Origin of the sequence: Erythrobacter sp. 3-20A1M (genome assembly GCF_018636735.1) — a bacterium.
Classification (GTDB): Bacteria; Pseudomonadota; Alphaproteobacteria; order Sphingomonadales; family Sphingomonadaceae; genus Alteriqipengyuania.
Genome location: NZ_CP045200.1, coordinates 639,482 through 655,161 on the forward strand (window position 1 = coordinate 639,482; position 15,680 = coordinate 655,161).

General features: G+C 66.6%; 13 protein-coding genes. 4 read left to right on the top strand and 9 right to left on the bottom strand.

Going from position 1 to position 15,680, the window contains the following annotated elements; all coding sequences use genetic code 11:
• Positions 1-333: 333 nt before the first annotated feature.
• Both F7D01_RS03110 and F7D01_RS03115 read left to right on the top strand, forming a co-directional pair.
• Positions 334-975: a hypothetical protein gene (locus F7D01_RS03110; RefSeq protein ID WP_215228792.1), complete on the top strand. Its 642-nt coding sequence runs from the start codon at positions 334-336 to the stop codon at positions 973-975.
• Positions 972-1,556 carry a fasciclin domain-containing protein gene (locus tag F7D01_RS03115; RefSeq protein WP_215228793.1) on the top strand — a complete coding sequence of 195 codons (585 nt, stop codon included), beginning with the start codon at positions 972-974 and terminating at the stop codon, positions 1,554-1,556. The genes F7D01_RS03110 and F7D01_RS03115 overlap by 4 nt, the downstream gene beginning before the upstream one ends.
• On the opposite strand, the gene F7D01_RS03120 is transcribed toward F7D01_RS03115, so the two are convergent.
• From F7D01_RS03120 to F7D01_RS03135, 4 genes are all read right to left on the bottom strand, one after another.
• Positions 1,553-5,767, bottom strand: a complete 4,215-nt coding sequence (locus F7D01_RS03120) for a translocation/assembly module TamB domain-containing protein (RefSeq protein WP_215228794.1) — start codon at positions 5,765-5,767, stop codon at positions 1,553-1,555. The genes F7D01_RS03115 and F7D01_RS03120 overlap by 4 nt on opposite strands.
• A complete protein-coding gene (locus F7D01_RS03125) occupies positions 5,767-7,680 on the bottom strand; it encodes an autotransporter assembly complex family protein (protein ID WP_251567017.1) in 1,914 nt (637 codons plus the stop codon). The genes F7D01_RS03120 and F7D01_RS03125 overlap by 1 nt, the downstream gene beginning before the upstream one ends.
• A 238-nt stretch (positions 7,681-7,918) precedes the next feature.
• Positions 7,919-8,716, bottom strand: coding sequence for an arginyltransferase (locus tag F7D01_RS03130; RefSeq protein ID WP_215228795.1), 798 nt, complete (start codon positions 8,714-8,716; stop codon positions 7,919-7,921).
• Positions 8,717-8,864: 148 nt separating this feature from the next.
• Entirely contained in the window at positions 8,865-10,115 is a 1,251-nt protein-coding gene (locus F7D01_RS03135) for a threonine ammonia-lyase (RefSeq protein ID WP_215228796.1), read from the bottom strand.
• A gap of 78 nt (positions 10,116-10,193) precedes the next feature.
• On the opposite strand from F7D01_RS03135, the gene F7D01_RS03140 reads away from it, so the two are divergent.
• Both F7D01_RS03140 and F7D01_RS03145 read left to right on the top strand, forming a co-directional pair.
• The gene (locus F7D01_RS03140) at positions 10,194-11,900 is read left to right on the top strand and encodes an amidohydrolase (protein ID WP_215228797.1); all 1,707 of its coding nucleotides are present in this window, start codon (positions 10,194-10,196) and stop codon (positions 11,898-11,900) included.
• A 336-nt stretch (positions 11,901-12,236) separates the two neighbouring features.
• Complete coding sequence (locus tag F7D01_RS03145) at positions 12,237-12,458, top strand: hypothetical protein (RefSeq protein ID WP_215228798.1); 222 nt, start codon at positions 12,237-12,239, stop codon at positions 12,456-12,458.
• Between the two features lie 220 nt (positions 12,459-12,678).
• Here F7D01_RS03145 and tatC read toward each other — a convergent pair whose 3' ends face one another.
• The 5 genes from tatC to F7D01_RS03170 form a co-directional block, all read right to left on the bottom strand.
• Positions 12,679-13,476 carry a twin-arginine translocase subunit TatC gene (gene tatC / locus F7D01_RS03150; RefSeq protein WP_215228799.1) on the bottom strand — a complete coding sequence of 266 codons (798 nt, stop codon included), beginning with the start codon at positions 13,474-13,476 and terminating at the stop codon, positions 12,679-12,681.
• A 1-nt stretch (position 13,477) separates the two neighbouring features.
• Entirely contained in the window at positions 13,478-13,876 is a 399-nt protein-coding gene (tatB, locus tag F7D01_RS03155; protein WP_215228800.1) for a Sec-independent protein translocase protein TatB, read from the bottom strand.
• A gap of 21 nt (positions 13,877-13,897) precedes the next feature.
• The gene (gene tatA / locus F7D01_RS03160; protein WP_215228801.1) at positions 13,898-14,158 is read right to left on the bottom strand and encodes a twin-arginine translocase TatA/TatE family subunit; all 261 of its coding nucleotides are present in this window, start codon (positions 14,156-14,158) and stop codon (positions 13,898-13,900) included.
• Between the two features lie 63 nt (positions 14,159-14,221).
• The gene (scpB, locus tag F7D01_RS03165; RefSeq protein WP_215228802.1) at positions 14,222-14,869 is read right to left on the bottom strand and encodes an SMC-Scp complex subunit ScpB; all 648 of its coding nucleotides are present in this window, start codon (positions 14,867-14,869) and stop codon (positions 14,222-14,224) included.
• Positions 14,866-15,672: a ScpA family protein gene (locus F7D01_RS03170; RefSeq protein ID WP_215228803.1), complete on the bottom strand. Its 807-nt coding sequence runs from the start codon at positions 15,670-15,672 to the stop codon at positions 14,866-14,868. The genes scpB and F7D01_RS03170 overlap by 4 nt, the downstream gene beginning before the upstream one ends.
• Positions 15,673-15,680: the final 8 nt, after the last annotated feature.

Consider the following 15,680-nt stretch of genomic DNA (forward strand, 5'->3'; position numbering starts at 1 on the left):
GCGGTGGCGAGCGGGCTCGCGCAGGCGCGACCCGACCAGCAAGGTACAAAGCCCGCCGCTTCAAAAGCGGCCGATAAACCAGGAAATAATGCGCGCCCCTCACCCAAGGTGCGCGCGACTACCGGCAGTGAACGACCCGAAATTTCCCTCTCCGTCCCCAAGGTCGCCGAGGCACAAAAAGAACGCGCAAAAGCCGCTGCCCGAAACGCACATAAGGTCTCGGCCGGTGAAGGCGGTAAAGACACGGTCCGGGCCAGACCGCAGGACGTTCGCCAGCCCGCCGGGCGAACCCCATCACCCCCGTCCAGGCCATCGCCGGTCCGTCGGGTGGTAGTGAAACCCAAGCCGGCGAAGACCGCTTCGGTCGCATCGATGAAGGACATGCAACGCTTCGCGGCGCGACAGCTCGCGCCGCTGAGGGGCTGCCCGCCCGGCCTCGCCAACAGAGAGAACGGCTGCATGGCCCCGGGGCTGCTTCAATCCGCAACGCGCCGGTTCTCTCCATCCCATTTCGGTATGCGCGCCCCCTCCCAGGACGGCTTTTATTTGCGGGACGGTTATCTCGTCCGGATCGATGCGCGGGACCGCATCTCCAGCTATATCCCGCTGCTGGGCGGCGCGCTGTCGATCGGGTCGATCTGGCCGCAGGCATACGTGCCGGTCACCGTTCCGGACTATTATCGCAACTTCTACGACCTCGGCCCCGACAACAGCTATCGCTACGCCGACGACGTCATCTACCGGGTGGATCCGTCCAGCGAGGCGATCATAGCGGTCGCGGCAATCCTGACGGGCGACCGGGTATCGGTCGGCGACCGGCTGCCGGCGGGTTACGACGTCTACAACGTCCCCCTGGGTTATCGCGACCGGTATGCCGACACCAGGAACGCGAATTATCGCTACGGAGATGGCTACATCTATCGCGTCGATCCCCGGACCCAAGTGGTGAACGCGGTCATCGAGCTGCTGACATGAGAGCCTCGCGAAAACTGATTTGCGCTCTGTTCGCGGCGACCGGTTTGACGCTGAGCGCGTGCGACAACGATCGAACAGCGACGCCGCCCGAGAGCCTGCCGACCGAAACGCTCGCGACGGCGGTGGCGAGCACCGCGGATTTGTCCGATTTCGCGGCCATGGTGAACGAGGCGGAACTCGGATCGGTTTTCGACGGGCGCGGGGTCTATACGGTGCTGGCCCCCATCAACTCCGCCTTCGCCGACACGGAGGGCAGCCAGCCGAAAGATGGCGTGGAAAGTCGCCCGCTGCTGGTGGCGTCGATCCGGCGGCAAATCCTTCCCGGCTATATCACCCTCGAAGCCATCAGGCAGAGTATCGACCGCCACGGTGGCAAGATCCAGATGCGAACTCTGGGCGATACGCTCGTCACGTTCTCGCGCGAAGGCGAGGTTATTCAGGTCACCGGCGAATCGGGTCAGAGTGCCGCGCTGACGGGAAATCCGACCCCGGCGACCAATGGCGCGATCCTGCCGATCGATGGGCTGATGGCGCTGGCGCCGGACGATGCGCCGACCACTTCGCCGGACCCGCCAGCCTAGTAATCGTAGCTCGCCTCCGCAGCGACGCTGTTGCGGCCGATCGAGGAAATCGTCGCCAGGATCGACAGCCACCGCGTGATCCGGAATTCGACCGAGGTGGCGGTGTAGCCACGTCCGTCGGTGATCAGTTCGACATAGAACCGGCGGCCGATATTCTTGCCCAGCGCAACGCCCGTGCCGCGATCGATCGTGGGATCGGCGCTGACGATGCGCAGCCGGTCGAGCCCGATCGCAGTGCGCAGCTGGTTGATCGGGTCCATCCCGCCCCCGCCGCGCAGCGATGCCAGGGCGGAGCCGAGCTGCAACGCGTCCGTCGCCGACAGGCTGGTGATCGAGCCCCCGAACAGCAGGCGCGCGAGGATTTCCTCCTCCGGCAGCGAAGGTGTGGAGGTGAAGGTGATTTCCGGCTGGGTCGCGCTGCCCGTCGCGGTCACGGTCACCGACAGTCCGTTCTGCGTCGTCTCGGCGGCGATGTCGACCTGGGGATCGATCGGCCCGCTCTCGTCGAAGCGGATTTGGCCCTTGGTCAGTTCGAACCGAGTGCCGGCGAAACTGTATCCGCCGCTGACATACCGCGCGGAGCCGCCGATACGCGGTTCGTCGGTGGTGCCGCGCACGCGCAGATTGCCGCTCCATTCGCTATCCAGCCCGAGTCCATCCACGTCGACGCGACCCGGCGCACGGGCATCGATGAGGTAGTTCCAGGGCACGCGCGCGCGGCGTGCCGGGGCGCGGTCGCTGGGCACGTTGACCTCCCTGGTCTCGATCTGGGGCAGGCGATAATCCTCCGCCGCCGTGCCCAGTTTCCAGCTGGCGCGGTTGACCAGCAGGCGTCCCGCAATGGTGCCGCCGATGCCGTTCGAGACGATGCGGATCGGCCCCGTCACCGTGGCGGTCAGCCCGTTGGCGTCGAACAGCCGCGCATTGCTGGCGGCGATCCTGAGATCGAGTTCCGGACCCACGCCCGCGCCCAGATTGGCGAGGTCGACAACCCCGCTGCCCGACACGCGCCCGCCATTCACTGCGGTGCCGCTGAAACGGTTGATCTGCAGGCGCGAGCCGCGGAAGGTGCCCTCCACCTTCGCGTTGCGGACATCGGTCCCCGACAATGCGCTCTGCACGCGCAGATCGTCGCTCGCGAGCGATCCGCGCACCTCGGGCTGGGCAAGCGTGCCGGTGGCATCGGCTGCGAGGGAGACCGGGCCGGTGAAATCGAACGCGTCGACCGCGGCGAGGCGCCACAGCGCGGAGGCCGCCCCGCGATACCGCAATTGCGCGAACAGCTCGCCAGCGCGCAACCGCTCCGGCAGAGCGCCGTCTCTCGGCAGGTTGGCAATCCGCAACTGGAGGCGCCCGGACTGGCTCTGCGCGTCGTCGATGACGGCGCGCGCTTCCAGCCGGTCGGCGGTGAGGCGCGACACCAGCGCTAGGTTGATCGGCCGCGAGGTTAGGACCAGCCCCGCGCGGGTCAGCCCTTGCACCTTCACCTTGATATCCGCGGTCGGCGGCCCGCCCGCTTGCGCGCGATAGTCGATCGTGCCGGACAGGTTGCCGCCCAGGCCCAGATCGGCCACGGCGACGTCGATCAGCGACAGCGGCATGTCTTCCAGCGCCAGCGACAGCTGCGTGTCGCCCCCGCCCAGCCTTCCGCTGGCGACCACGGCACCATCGCCATAGGTTATCTGCGTGGGGGCCAGGGTGTAGCCGCCATCCGGCTGCCGGGTCAGGATGGCCCTGCGCGGCATGGTGATGGCTTGCCCGGCATAGGACCCGCGCGCGATGAGCGCGATCCGGTCGCCGCCGAATTGCGCGTCGAATTGCAGTGCGAAGCGGCTGCCGCGCGCGCCCGCCACGGACCCCGCCACCTGCCCTATCCCGTTCGACACCTGCGCGCGTGCCGCGACCTGCCCCAGGAACAGGGTGTCCAGCCGCACGCCGCGTGCGTAGACCGATCCCTCCAGGTCGGTGTTCGACCCGCCCAGTGTTCCGCTGGCGTCGATATCCGCCTGCGCGATATAGCTCGGCCCCAGCGAGGCGTTGCGCGCGGTTATCTTCGCGGCAAAGCCCTGCGCGCCATTGCGCGGTGCCAGATCGATCGTGCCGTCCAGTCCGCCACCGGCCAGCGTGATGGTGCCGGCGACGCCACCATCGCCCAGCGTCAATCCGCCGCTGACCTGCGTTTCCGACACCCGGAAGGTCTGGATGTCGATCCGCGCGGGCTCGCCACTGGGCATGACGAGGCCCAGCGTGCCCTCGAAATCGCCGAGCAGCGATCCGCCCTGCGTATCGATGGTGAAGCCTTCCTCCGTGGGAGCCAAGGCCACGCGCACATCCTTCAGGCCCGCCGCGGGCAGCGGATCGGCGAATACCAGTGTCGCGGTCGGCCCGGCATCGGTCAGCGCCGCCTCGATCGTGAAGGGGCCGTAATCCGCCGAGCGTCCGCGACCCGCGACGGTCGTGCGTCTGCCACTGACCGTCCCGTCCAGCACGAGGTTCAGCTTCTGCGAATCGAGGCGGACCTGACGGAAGGTGACCGGTCCGGCGGCCGATAGCGAAACCCCGCCGCCGAAGGACAATTGCGGCCCGGCAAGATTGGCGATCGTATCGTTCGTGACCCGCGGAACCTGGCCGCGGAAATTGGCATCGAGCGTCCAGTTGCCGTTGGCGGGTAGCGTGAAATCGATCGTCGCCGCCGCATTGACGATCCCGACGGTCTCGAACGGCAGGCCGTTGACTGCCGCCGGGCCGCGCAGCCGATAGGTGTTCGTCGCGAGATTGCCATCGAACGCCAGTTGCGCGCTCGCGCCCGGGAAGGCGAGGCGCAGCTGGCGCGAGCTCAGCCGGTTGCCGTCGAGCACCATATCTCCAATCAGCCGACCGCTGACCAGGCGGGGATCGACGAACGCATTGCCGGTCTCGATCCGCCCGATCGCTGCGTCCAGCGGCAGGATCAGCCGCTTCCCGTTCCAGCGCGCCGTGCCCCTCTGCGTCAGGCTGGTGAGGGTCGCGGTGCCGATTTCCATGCGATCCACGGCCAAAGTGTGCTTCACGGCGAGATTGTCGAGCGAACCGTCCGCCACGCCTTCGAAGCGCCCGCCCCTGATGGCAACGCCCGATCCGAACAGCGCCGGGTCGCGCACATCGCCCTCCAGCCTCATCTTGCGGACCGCGCGGTTGAAGTAGTCGATCCCGCCCTGCCCGCGCAGGTCGAGGCCCCGCCCGCGAAGGTCGAAGGCTATCCCGGCAGCGGTGGTGTTCTCCACCAGCCGCCCCGCGGCGGTCACCAGAACCTGATCCCCCAATGCGCGCTCCGGGAGCCCGGAAATCATTCCGGAGGCGTCCAGCCGCCCGTTGAGGAGGTAGAGATCGCCGCGCTTGGTCAGGGAGAAGCCGCCGATGGTCTCGCCCGCGCGAACCAGGCCGAGCTGGCCGTTCCACGCGTCCCACGCGCCGTCGCCGGTAATCCGCACGCGATAGGGCACCTTCGCCCCGGTCAGGCCCGCCATCAGGCCGGTCGCGCTCGCGCGGTAATCGAGCGCGACCTGGTAGACATTGTCCTGCTTGCGCGAATCGAAGTCCACCGCAAAGCGGTCACCGCCGCTGCTGCTGCCGGTCGCCTTCACCACGGTCCGCCGGGGCAGCAGCTCCAGGGAGCCGGTCAGATCTAGGCGATAGGCCTTGTCGGGCGATATCAGCCCCTTGGCCAAGATCAGGTCGTTCACATCAAGCTGGCGGACATGGATGGCGAGGCCGCCCGGCTTGTCCGAGCTGGGACCCAAGGTGGGGAGGCGTTGCAGGACCGCGCCGTTCACCGTCAGCGCGTCGATATCCACCCCGCTGAAGAAGTAATTATACGGCTTCCAGTTCAGGCGGGCGCTCTCGATCCGCATGAACTCGCCCTTCTCGTCCGACAGCACGACATCCTCCAGCCGCGCCGGGCCGAACAAGCCGTAGATGTCGCCGCGGATATTGCCGATCGACACGCTGACGGTCTTGCTGATCTTCTGCTGCGCGATCTGCTCCGCGATGAAGCGCTTGCCGATCTGCGTGTTGAGCGAGGCGAGCGCCACGATCACCAGCACCACCAAGCCGATGATGCCGAGCGCGACGCCGCGCGCGACCCTGCGCCCCCGTCCGGAGCGGCGGCGGGCGGGCGCCGGCTCCGCTTCCGCGCCATCGTGCACGGGTGGTGGGTTCTCGGCTTCGTCCATCAGAAAGCCTGGCCCAACGATACATAGACCGCGACGGGGCTGTCGTCGGGGCCGGGATTGATCGGCACACCGACATCGAGGCGGATCGGCCCGAAGCCGGTGGCATAGCGCACGCCGACGCCCGCGCCGATCTTGACGCTATCGAAGTCCGGCACGGTGCTGGTGCTGACCGAGCCTGCGTCGATGAAGGGAACGACGGACACCGCCCCGCCGAACAGCCCGGTCCTGATCCGGGCCTCGATCGCGCCCTCCACCACCGAACGCCCGCCGGTCGGATCGCCTTCCGCATCGCGCGGGCCGATGGTCCGATAGCCGTATCCGCGGACCGATCCGCCGCCGCCGGCATAATAGCGCCGCGACGGCGCGATATCGAACAGGTCCGCGCCGACGATCGAGCCATAGGCGGTGCGTCCCGCCACCACGATGCGGTCGTTGACGCTGTAGTAATAGGACGTGTCGAGCCGCCCGCGCAGGTAGAAGCTTTCCGCGCCATTGGTGCGCGAAACCTCGGGCGACAGCTTCAGCGCGACCCGGAACCCGTGTTCGGGATCGAGCAGATCGTCGCTGGTGTCGATCTGCGCGTAGAGCGGCAGTGCGGCGATCAGATAGGTCTGGCGCGGCTGGCTGGAATCCGCCGGGCGCTCGTCCGTCGCCACCAGTTCCAGCCCAGCGCTCCAGCTGAAGGGTTTCTGGAACAGCAGGTTGCTGACCTTGCCCAGTGTTCCCACCAGCGACACGGTGTTCGCGTCGAACGCCGGATTGTTCAGCGTGCTGGCATAGGCGTCGATATTCAGGATGCGGTCGCGCTCGCCGAAATTGTTCTTGCGGAAGGTCACGCCGAAGAGCTGTTCCTGCGTCCCCGCGATGCCGCGCACGCGCAGCGCGCCTTCGGGCGGGAACAGGTTGCGGTGCTCCCAGCTCGCCTCCAGCCGGATGCCGTCCTCGCTGCCGTAGCCGATCGCGCCCGCGATCGTGCGCAGCCGAGCCTTGCGCAGGCTCACGTCCAGATCGACCACCCCGGGCTCGTTCCCGCTAGGCGCTTCGACCTCGCGCGGGGTCACCGTGACGGAGGAGACGAGCCCGGTCGCGGTGATCGCGCGGCGCAGGTCGAGCTGCAGGCTGCGCTGATAGATATCGCCCGGATCGAACCGAGCGATGTCCGCAAGATGGCGGCCCGACAGGAATTCGGGCTCTGAACTGGTGACCGCGCCGAACCGGTATTTCCCCATCGGGCGCACCGCCATGGACAGGTCGCCGATCGTCTCTTCGTGGTCGATCAGCAGGCTGGGCGAATCGATCTCGGCAAAGGCATAACCCGCTTCGCCCAATGCGGTATCGAGATCGAACTGTTCATCGACTATGGCGTCGTTCGACAGCGGATCGCCCGACTGAATTTCGAACGCGGAACGCAGGTAGTCTCCATCCGGCGCGCTCGCCAGTTGGCCCAGGTCGATGCTGCCAAAGCGGTAGCGCGGCCCCGGCACGATATCGAAGCGCACCTGCGGCCGCGTGGCCTCCCCGTCCGCCGCCGGAACGGTGCTGACCGTGCGCTGCACCTGGCTGTCGTAATAGCCGTAATTGCGCAGAATCTGGTCGAGCAGCTCGGTGTCCTTCTTCGCGCGCGCGGCCAGCTGCGCGATGTTGGCATCCTTGCTGCCGTATTCCTCGATCGTGGACAGCGCCTTGTAGCGCTCAATGAATTCCTGGCGCAGCGGAAATGCGGTCTCGTCGGCGGGGAAAGCGAGCACCAGCTGGTCGCTCAGCCGCTCTTCCACCAGCCCGGCGGCGAGGTCCTCTCCCTCCAGCTCGGGGGCGGCGAACTGCGCGGCGTCCTCGTCGGGCTCAAGCCGTTCGAGCGGGGGCAGCTCCAGCGTGTCGGGCCATTCGATACCCATGTCGGGCAGCTCGGCCATGGGGCTGTCGGGGTCCAGCGAGCTCTCGATCGGCGCCTCGGCGTTGTCGATCGGCGTCGGCTCTTCGGGCGGGACCCCGTCGGCGGCCCATTGTTCGGGATCGGCGACTGCCTCGTCCGGAACCAGCTCCTTCAGCAGCTCGTCATCCGCCGACGCGGTCTGCGCCGCGAGTGGCAGGGGATGCGTTGCGAGGAGAAGGGCAATCAGCAGCGCGGCACGGCGGGACCGCGCGCGCGCTTCACCCGGCAGGTGCGTCGACCCGCTTTCCGGACGTGGCGGCGCGGATAAGCGTGTCCTGCTCTTCGGCGGACATGCGAGCCCATCCTTGCGGGCCGAGCCGTTCGAGGGGGCGATAGCGGATCTTGTAATCCATCCGGCCCGAACCCTGCACCCAGTAGCCGAGATAGACGTAGGGCAGTCCTTCTTCGGCGGCGCGCCGGATGTGATCGAGGATGATGAAATTGCCAAGACCCTGACGCTTCTCATTGTTCGAGTCGTAGAAGCTGTAGATCATCGACAACCCGTCCCCCTGCCGGTCGGTGAGGCAGGCCCCGATCAGTCGGCCAGCACCACCGTTGCCATCGGGTTCCCTATATTCGACCACATAGCTGGATACGGGCGTATGTTCCACCATATCCGCAAAGTCGGTTTCCTCCATTCCGGCCATGCCCCCTTCGGGGTGCCGCTGGGCGAGGTAGGAGCGCAGCAGGTCGTATTGCTCGCCGGTCGCCCAGGGTCGGCATTCGTTGACGATCAGGTCGGAATTGCGGCGCAGGACACGCCGCTGCGTCGCCGACGGGGCGAACTCGTTAGCCACCACCCGCACCGAAACGCAGGCCTGGCAATCCACGCAGCTGGGGCGATAGGCGACCGTCTGGCTGCGCCGGAAACCGATCCGCCCCAGCGCCTCGTTCAGCGCCTCCGCATGCGAACCGCGCAGTTCGGTGAACACCTTCCGCTCCGTCCGCCCCGCGATATAGGGGCACGGCGCGGGGCTGGTGACGAAGAAGCGCGGGAAACGTACGGGGGCGGTCACGTGCCGGTCAGCCTGTCCTTTGCGAGCGGCGAGTCTGCGCTCGGAGAAGGCATGATATGGGGCAAGCGCGGAATTGATTAAAGGGAGTTAACCATGGAATGTGGGTAATTCGCCTACGAACCGGTCGCCCCGCCCCGCAGCCTCCCCGTCAGGCCAGTTCCACCGGGTGCACCACGTAACCCTGCTCGCGCAGCTCCGCCACCAGCGCTTCGAGCTGGGTCCGGTCGCGCGCCTCGCACTCGATATCGGTGATGAGCCCCTTGGCCGGAAGGTTGGTGAAGATGCGCTGGTGATAGATCTCGATGATGTTCACATTATGCGCGTCGAACAGGCGCATCACGCGGAACAGTGCGCCCGGCCGATCCTTCAGCGTGATGCGCAGCCGGGCCAGCCGACCCTGCCGCGCGAGATCGCGCAGCAGCACGTTGGCGAGCAGGCGCGAATCGATGTTGCCACCGCACAGCACCAGCCCGATCTTGCGCCCGGCGAAACGCTCCGGCTCGGCCAGGATCGCCGCCAGGCCCGCCGCCCCGGCGCCCTCCACCACGGTCTTTTCGATCTGCAACAGCAGCGCGACCGCGTTTTCCAGCGCGGCCTCGTCCACCAGCAGGATTTCGTCGACATTCTTGGCGATCACCTGCGAGGTGAACTCGCCCGGAGCCTTGACCGCGATCCCTTCGGCCAGCGTATCGCCGCCGCATTCCTCGTTCAGCCCCTTCACCCGCGAATGCATGGACGGATAGAGCGCCGATTCGACCCCGACGATCAGCATGTCGGGCTTCAGCGCGCGGGCGACGGTCGACATGCCCGACATCAGCCCGCCGCCACCGATCGGCGTGACGATGCAGTCGAGCTCGGGCGCATCCTCCAGCATTTCGAGCGCCACGGTGCCCGCCCCGGCCGCGACGTCCGGATCGTCGAAGGGATGGACGAAGGTCAGACCGCGCTCCTGCTCCAGCTTGCGGGCATGGGCATTGGCTTCGTCGAAGGTCTCCCCCTCCAGCACGACATTGCCGCCGACGCTTTCGGTCTGCATCACCTTCACGACAGGCGTGGTGCGCGGCATCACGATAGTGACGGGAACGTTCAGCCGGGTGCCGTGATAGGAAAGACCCTGGCTGTGATTGCCCGCGGAGGCCGCGATGACGCCGCGCTCGCGCTGCTTCTCGTCCAGCAGCAGCAATGCGTTCAGCGCGCCGCGCTCCTTGTAGGCGGCGGTGAACTGCTGATTCTCGAACTTGAGCCAGATGTCCGCGCCGGTGATCTGCGACAGGGTGATCGAATGCAGCGTCGGCGTGCGGACCACCGCGCCCTCGATCCGCTTCGCGGCGGCGCGTACGTCATCTATCGTCAGCGCTTCCACGCCGGGCTGTGCGGTTTCGGGATCGGATCTGCTCATTGCGCGGCCTTAGGATCATGCGCCGCTCGCTGCAAACGGCATTGGCACCGGCGCATGTGCAGGATAATCCCTGCGCCCATGAACGCTGTCCCCCCTCTCCTTCACTCTGCCTTCCGCCATCTCCTCGTCGCGCTCGCGCTATGCTCTCTCGCCGCGTCCGCCCGTGCGGACGTGCTGGTCGATAATATCGAGGGGATTCGCCTCGACGACGAGGGCAAGGTCGACCGCTTCACCGGGCTGTGGATCGACGATGGCGGGCATATTCTTCAGGTGCTTCACCGCGGGGACAAGCGCCCGCAGGGCACCACCTATCGCACCGACGGGCGCGGCCGCATCGTCATTCCGGGCATGATCGATGCCCACGCGCACGTCATGGACCTGGGGTTCGCGCAACTGGAACTCGATCTTTCGGACACGACCTCGCTGGCCGATGCGCTGACCCGGATCGGCGCGTTCGCCGCCGCGCATCCCGATCGCCCCTGGATTCTGGGCCGCGGCTGGAATCAGGAGAAATGGGGACTGGGCCGCTTCCCCACTGCGGCGGAGCTCGATCAGGCGGTCGGCGACCGGCCGGTCCTGCTCGACCGGGTAGATGGACACGCTACCTGGGCCAATTCCGCAGCGATGGAGCAGGCTGGCATCACCCCATCTACGAAGGACCCCGTCGGCGGCCGCATCGAACGCGTGGCGGGCTCGCGAAGGCCCGCGGGCGTGTTCGTGGACGCGGCCATGCCTCTCGTGCGCCAGGCTTTGCCCAGGCCCCGCCCGCTCGATTACGACATCGCGCTGGGCGAAGCGCAGAAGTTGCTGCTCGCGAACGGGATTACCGCCGTCGCCGACATGGGCACTGACGTACCCGCCTGGCAGGCCTTCCGCCGGGCGGGTGACGAAGGGCACCTCAATGTCCGGATCATGGCCTATGCGGCGGGGCTCGACGCGCTGGAGACGATCGCCGGGCCGCGCCCCACCCCGTGGCTCTATGGCGACAAGCTGCGCGCCGGGGGGATCAAGCTGTATCTCGACGGGGCGCTGGGATCGCGCGGGGCCTGGCTGACCGCCGACTATGCCGACGATCCCGGCAACAGGGGCCTGCCGCTGCTGACCCCGGCGCAACTGCGCAACCTGATGAGCCGCGCGTCGATGGACGGTTTCCAGGTGGCGATCCACGCGATCGGGGATGCCGCCAATCACGAGGCGCTGTTGGCGATCGAGGAACTCGCGCAGACCTACACCGGCGACCGCCGCTGGCGCATCGAGCACGCGCAGATCGTGGCACCGGGGGACATTCCCGCCTTCGGGCGCGACGGCATCATCGCCTCCATGCAGCCGAGCCACCAGACCTCCGACCGGCTGATGGCGGAGGCGCGGCTGGGTCCGGACCGGCTGCAGGGCGCCTATGCGTGGAAGAGCCTGGCGGACGCGGGCGCGACTCTCGCTTTCGGGTCGGACGCGCCGGTAGAGGCGCCCGATCCCTTCGCGGGCTGGGCCGCCGCGATCTCACGCCAAGACGCGCGGGGGGAGCCGTTCGGCGGGTGGATGCCGCAGGAACGGGTCAGCAGGGAGGCCGCCTTCGCCGCCTTCACCTCCGACGCCGCCTATGCCGGTTTCGCGGACGGTCGCTTCGGTCGCCTCGCCCGGGGGGAGCGGGCCGATTTCATCGTGATCGATCGCGACCCGATGCTGGCCTCTCCCGGCCAGTTGGGTCAGACCAAGGTCCTCGAAACGTGGGTTTCAGGGGAGAAAGTCTATTCGTCGACGGCGCAGCCATCCGCCGGCGGGCGCTGACGAGCGATCCGGTAACCTGATCGTAACCCATTGCTCGTAACGCCCCACAGGCGTGGAAAAGTCGAAGGGGTTCAGGAACTTTTGGAGTTCGTTCCGCGTATAGGTAGGTGAATGTACGGCGTTTTCGCCGGTGCTCCTCGCATGTAATGCACGGACTGCCGTCGGCACAGCGCCACGATGTTGATTTATACTAGGGAAATTGGGAACTGCGGCCTGTTTTCAACACTTTCGCGAAGATTGTGCAAATGCGAAATTGGATGAGGCAAAAAGGTTGAAGTGACCACTCGAACGGCTTAGAGGCCCTGACTGAAACGAATTGCTACTCGGAGATTGTTTATGAAGACCCGTATTCTTACCGCTGCCGCCACCGCTCTGGCGCTGGTTTCCGTCCCGACCATGGCGCAGGCCGAAGTGTCGCGTGACGCGGCTCCCGTCGAAGGCGAGAGCAACCTGGCCGGTGGCTCGGGCGTGATCATCGGCATCCTCGCCGTTGCCGCGATCATCGCCGGCATCGTGGTTGCTGCCGACAGCGACGACGAAGAGCCGATCAGCTTCTAATCTCCGCTGCTACGCTACAAAAGGGGGCGAGGTCACACGATCTCGCCCCCTTTTTCGTGCGTTGAACAAGTGTTGGATGTCAACGCCGTCTTCGCGAACTTCGCGGGCACAACTTTGGACTTCGCCGACACAACGTCGAACTTCTCCCACCGCTGCCGATCGTGTCGAACAGCGTAGGAAACTGATGAAACCCCGCCCGATCGCGGGGCCTGGATGGGGATTAGCTGGAGGGTTCCGTCGTTTCCGCAGCCGCGGAACCGGCGCTTTCCCGCCGTTCGCTAAACCGCATGATGACCAGCGATCCCTCGAACAGCAGATAGAGCGGCACGGCTAGAATCAGCTGCGATCCCGGGTCCGGCGGCGTCACTATCGCCGCGATCGTCACCACCGCGACCATCACGTAGCGCCGATAGGCGGCGAGCTGCTTGCGCTCCACCAGCCCCGCGCGATGCAGCAGCAACAGCAGGACGGGCAGCAGGAAGCTCACTCCGAATGCCAGGATGAACTGCATCACTAGGCTGAGATAATCGCCCGCACTCGGCAACGCCTCGATGCTGATCCCGCCAGCGGTCCCCTCGAAGCCCAGAAACCAGCGGAACGCGGTCGGCATGACCACGAAGTAAGCGAGGGATCCGCCTGCTATGAACAGCACCGGCGTAGCGATGATAAACGGCAGAAACGCACGCTTTTCCTTCGCATAAAGGCCCGGCGCAATGAAGGCCCAGATCTGGTTGGCGATGACCGGGAAGCTGATGAAGAACGCCGAGAACAGCGCGACCTTCAACTCCACGAAGAACACCTCGTAAAGCTTCGTGTAGATCAGCCGCCCCTGCCCCGGCGGAAACGCCTCCAGCAACGGTCGTGCGAGGAATCCCAGGATGTCGTCGGCGAAGTACAGGCAGATACCGAACGCCACAACCAGCGCCGCGAGCGCGCGCATCAGTCGGGTCCGTAGTTCGATCAGATGGTCGAGCAACGGTGCCTGTGTATCGTCGATATCGCGCAGCTTGAATGCCATGTCAGACCTCCTTGCGGTCCGATACGGGGGTGCCCTCGGCATCCTCAGGCGCGGCATTTTCCCGCTCGCTCTCCGCCCCACTCGCATCCGACCGCGCTTCTGCGGTGGCCGTGTTTGCGGGAGCGGACTCTGCCGAGGGGGCCTCAAGCGGCGTCATCTGGTCGGCGGGATATTTCGCCATGATCGCTTCGTTCTGCTCACGCCACTTGCGATCCATCTCCTCCATCTCCGCTTCGCGGATCATGGCGTCGAGACCGCTGCGGAAATGGGCGGAAATGCGCCGCATCTTACCGATCCAGCGCCCGGCGGTGCGCAGCGCGAGCGGCATGTCCTTCGGGCCGATCACCACGATCGCCACGATCGCGATGACCAGCAGCTCGCTGGCACCGATATCGAACATGGGCTTCCAGCCTTCCGGGCGTCAGCCCTGCTTGTCGGACCGCTCGCTCGGCTGCGGATCGCGCGCCGCGCTGTCGGCGGGCTTCGCCTCGTGGCGCGGCCCTTCGATCCGGCCGGAAGGCGCGGAAGAGGAACCGGACGTGCTGTCGGGCTCGTTCATCCCTTCCTTGAAGCTTTTGATACCCTTACCGAAATCGCCCATCATTTCGGAGATGCGCCCGCGCCCGAACAGCACGAGGATGACGATAGCGATGATGATAAGCTGCCAGGGACCGAGGCTCATGGATAATCTCTTGGTTAGCGTTGAAGCGCCGATATACAGGTTCGCGGCGGGGAGTGCCAGCGATCATCCACCTTCGGCGTTGGCGTCGGTGTCGGCTTCGTTCTCCTCCGGATCCGAACCGGTCAGTGCGTCGAACGCATCGTCCACCGGGTCGAGCAGACCCGCCACTCGCAGCTCATCGATGCCAGGGAGGTCGCGGCGGCTTTCCAGACCGAAATGATCGAGGAAGGCAGGTGTCGTCGCGTAGATAACCGGGCGACCCGGCACCTCACGCCGCCCCGCGACCCGTACCCACCCGGCCTCCATCAGCACGTCGAGCGTTCCCTTCGCGGTCTGCACGCCGCGGATCGATTCGATCTCCGCTCGGCTGACCGGCTCGTGATAGGCGACGATCGCCAGAACCTCCGTCGCGGCGCGACTGAGCCGGCGGACCTGCTCGCGCTCCCGCCGCAGCAGATGCGCGAAATCGGGCGACGTCTCGAAATGCCAGCGCTTGCCGCGCTCCACCAGCTGGATGCCCCGGTCGCGATAACGCACCGCCAGCGCGCGCAACGCTTCGCGCACCGCCGCGGGTTCGGCACCGCCGAGATGCCCGGCGATCGCCTCCACGGTCATCGGTTCCTCTGCCGCAAACAGCGTGGCCTCGATCGCGCGTTCGAGGTCGTTGGCGAGATCGTCGGACAATTGGGTGAGCGTGGGCGTATCGCTCATCCCGGCACCCGGCGCAGGTGCAACGGACCGAAGATATCCTCCTGCCGCAGCTCAGCCCGGCCGAGGCGAGCGAGTTCCAGCGCCGCGACGAAGCTGGAGGCGAGCGCGGATCGGCGCAGGCGCGGTTCGGCATGGGTGGGCAGGAAATCCTCCAGCACCATCCAGTCGAGCGTCACGCCCAGCATGTTGGAAACCCGCTCCAGCGCGCTGTCGAGCGTCATCACCGGGCGTTCGCGCACCATGTGGACGGCGGGTGCGGTGCGTGCCTTCACCCGGCCATAGGCCTGGATCAGATCGAACCAGTCCGCCTTCCACCGCGTGCGGCGATCGACCCCTAGCCCCTCTGGCGCGCCGCGCGCGAACACGTCGCGCCCAATCCGGTCCCGCGCCATCAATCGCGCCGCCGCCTCCCGCATCGCGCCCAGCCGCTGGAGCCGCAATTGTAAGCGCAAGGCAAGCTCTTCGGGGCTCGGATCCTCCTGCTCCTCCTTGGGCAGGAGCAGCGCGGATTTGAGGTAGGCGAGCCATGCCGCCATCACCAGATAGTCCGCCGCGAGCTCCAGCTTCAGCGTCTCGGCCTGCTCCAGATAATCGAGATACTGATCGACCAGCGCGAGGATGGAAATCTGACGCAGATCGACCTTCTGCCGCCGGGCCAGATCCAGCAGCAGGTCGAGCGGCCCCTCCCACCCGTCTATTTCGAGATAGAGCGCGCTTTGGTCTTCGGGGGCGGTCCCGGCGATTTCCCAGTCGTCCCCGTCCCGAAGGTTTTCGTCCTCCGCGATCGGGGCATGCCCGCTCATGCGGCGAG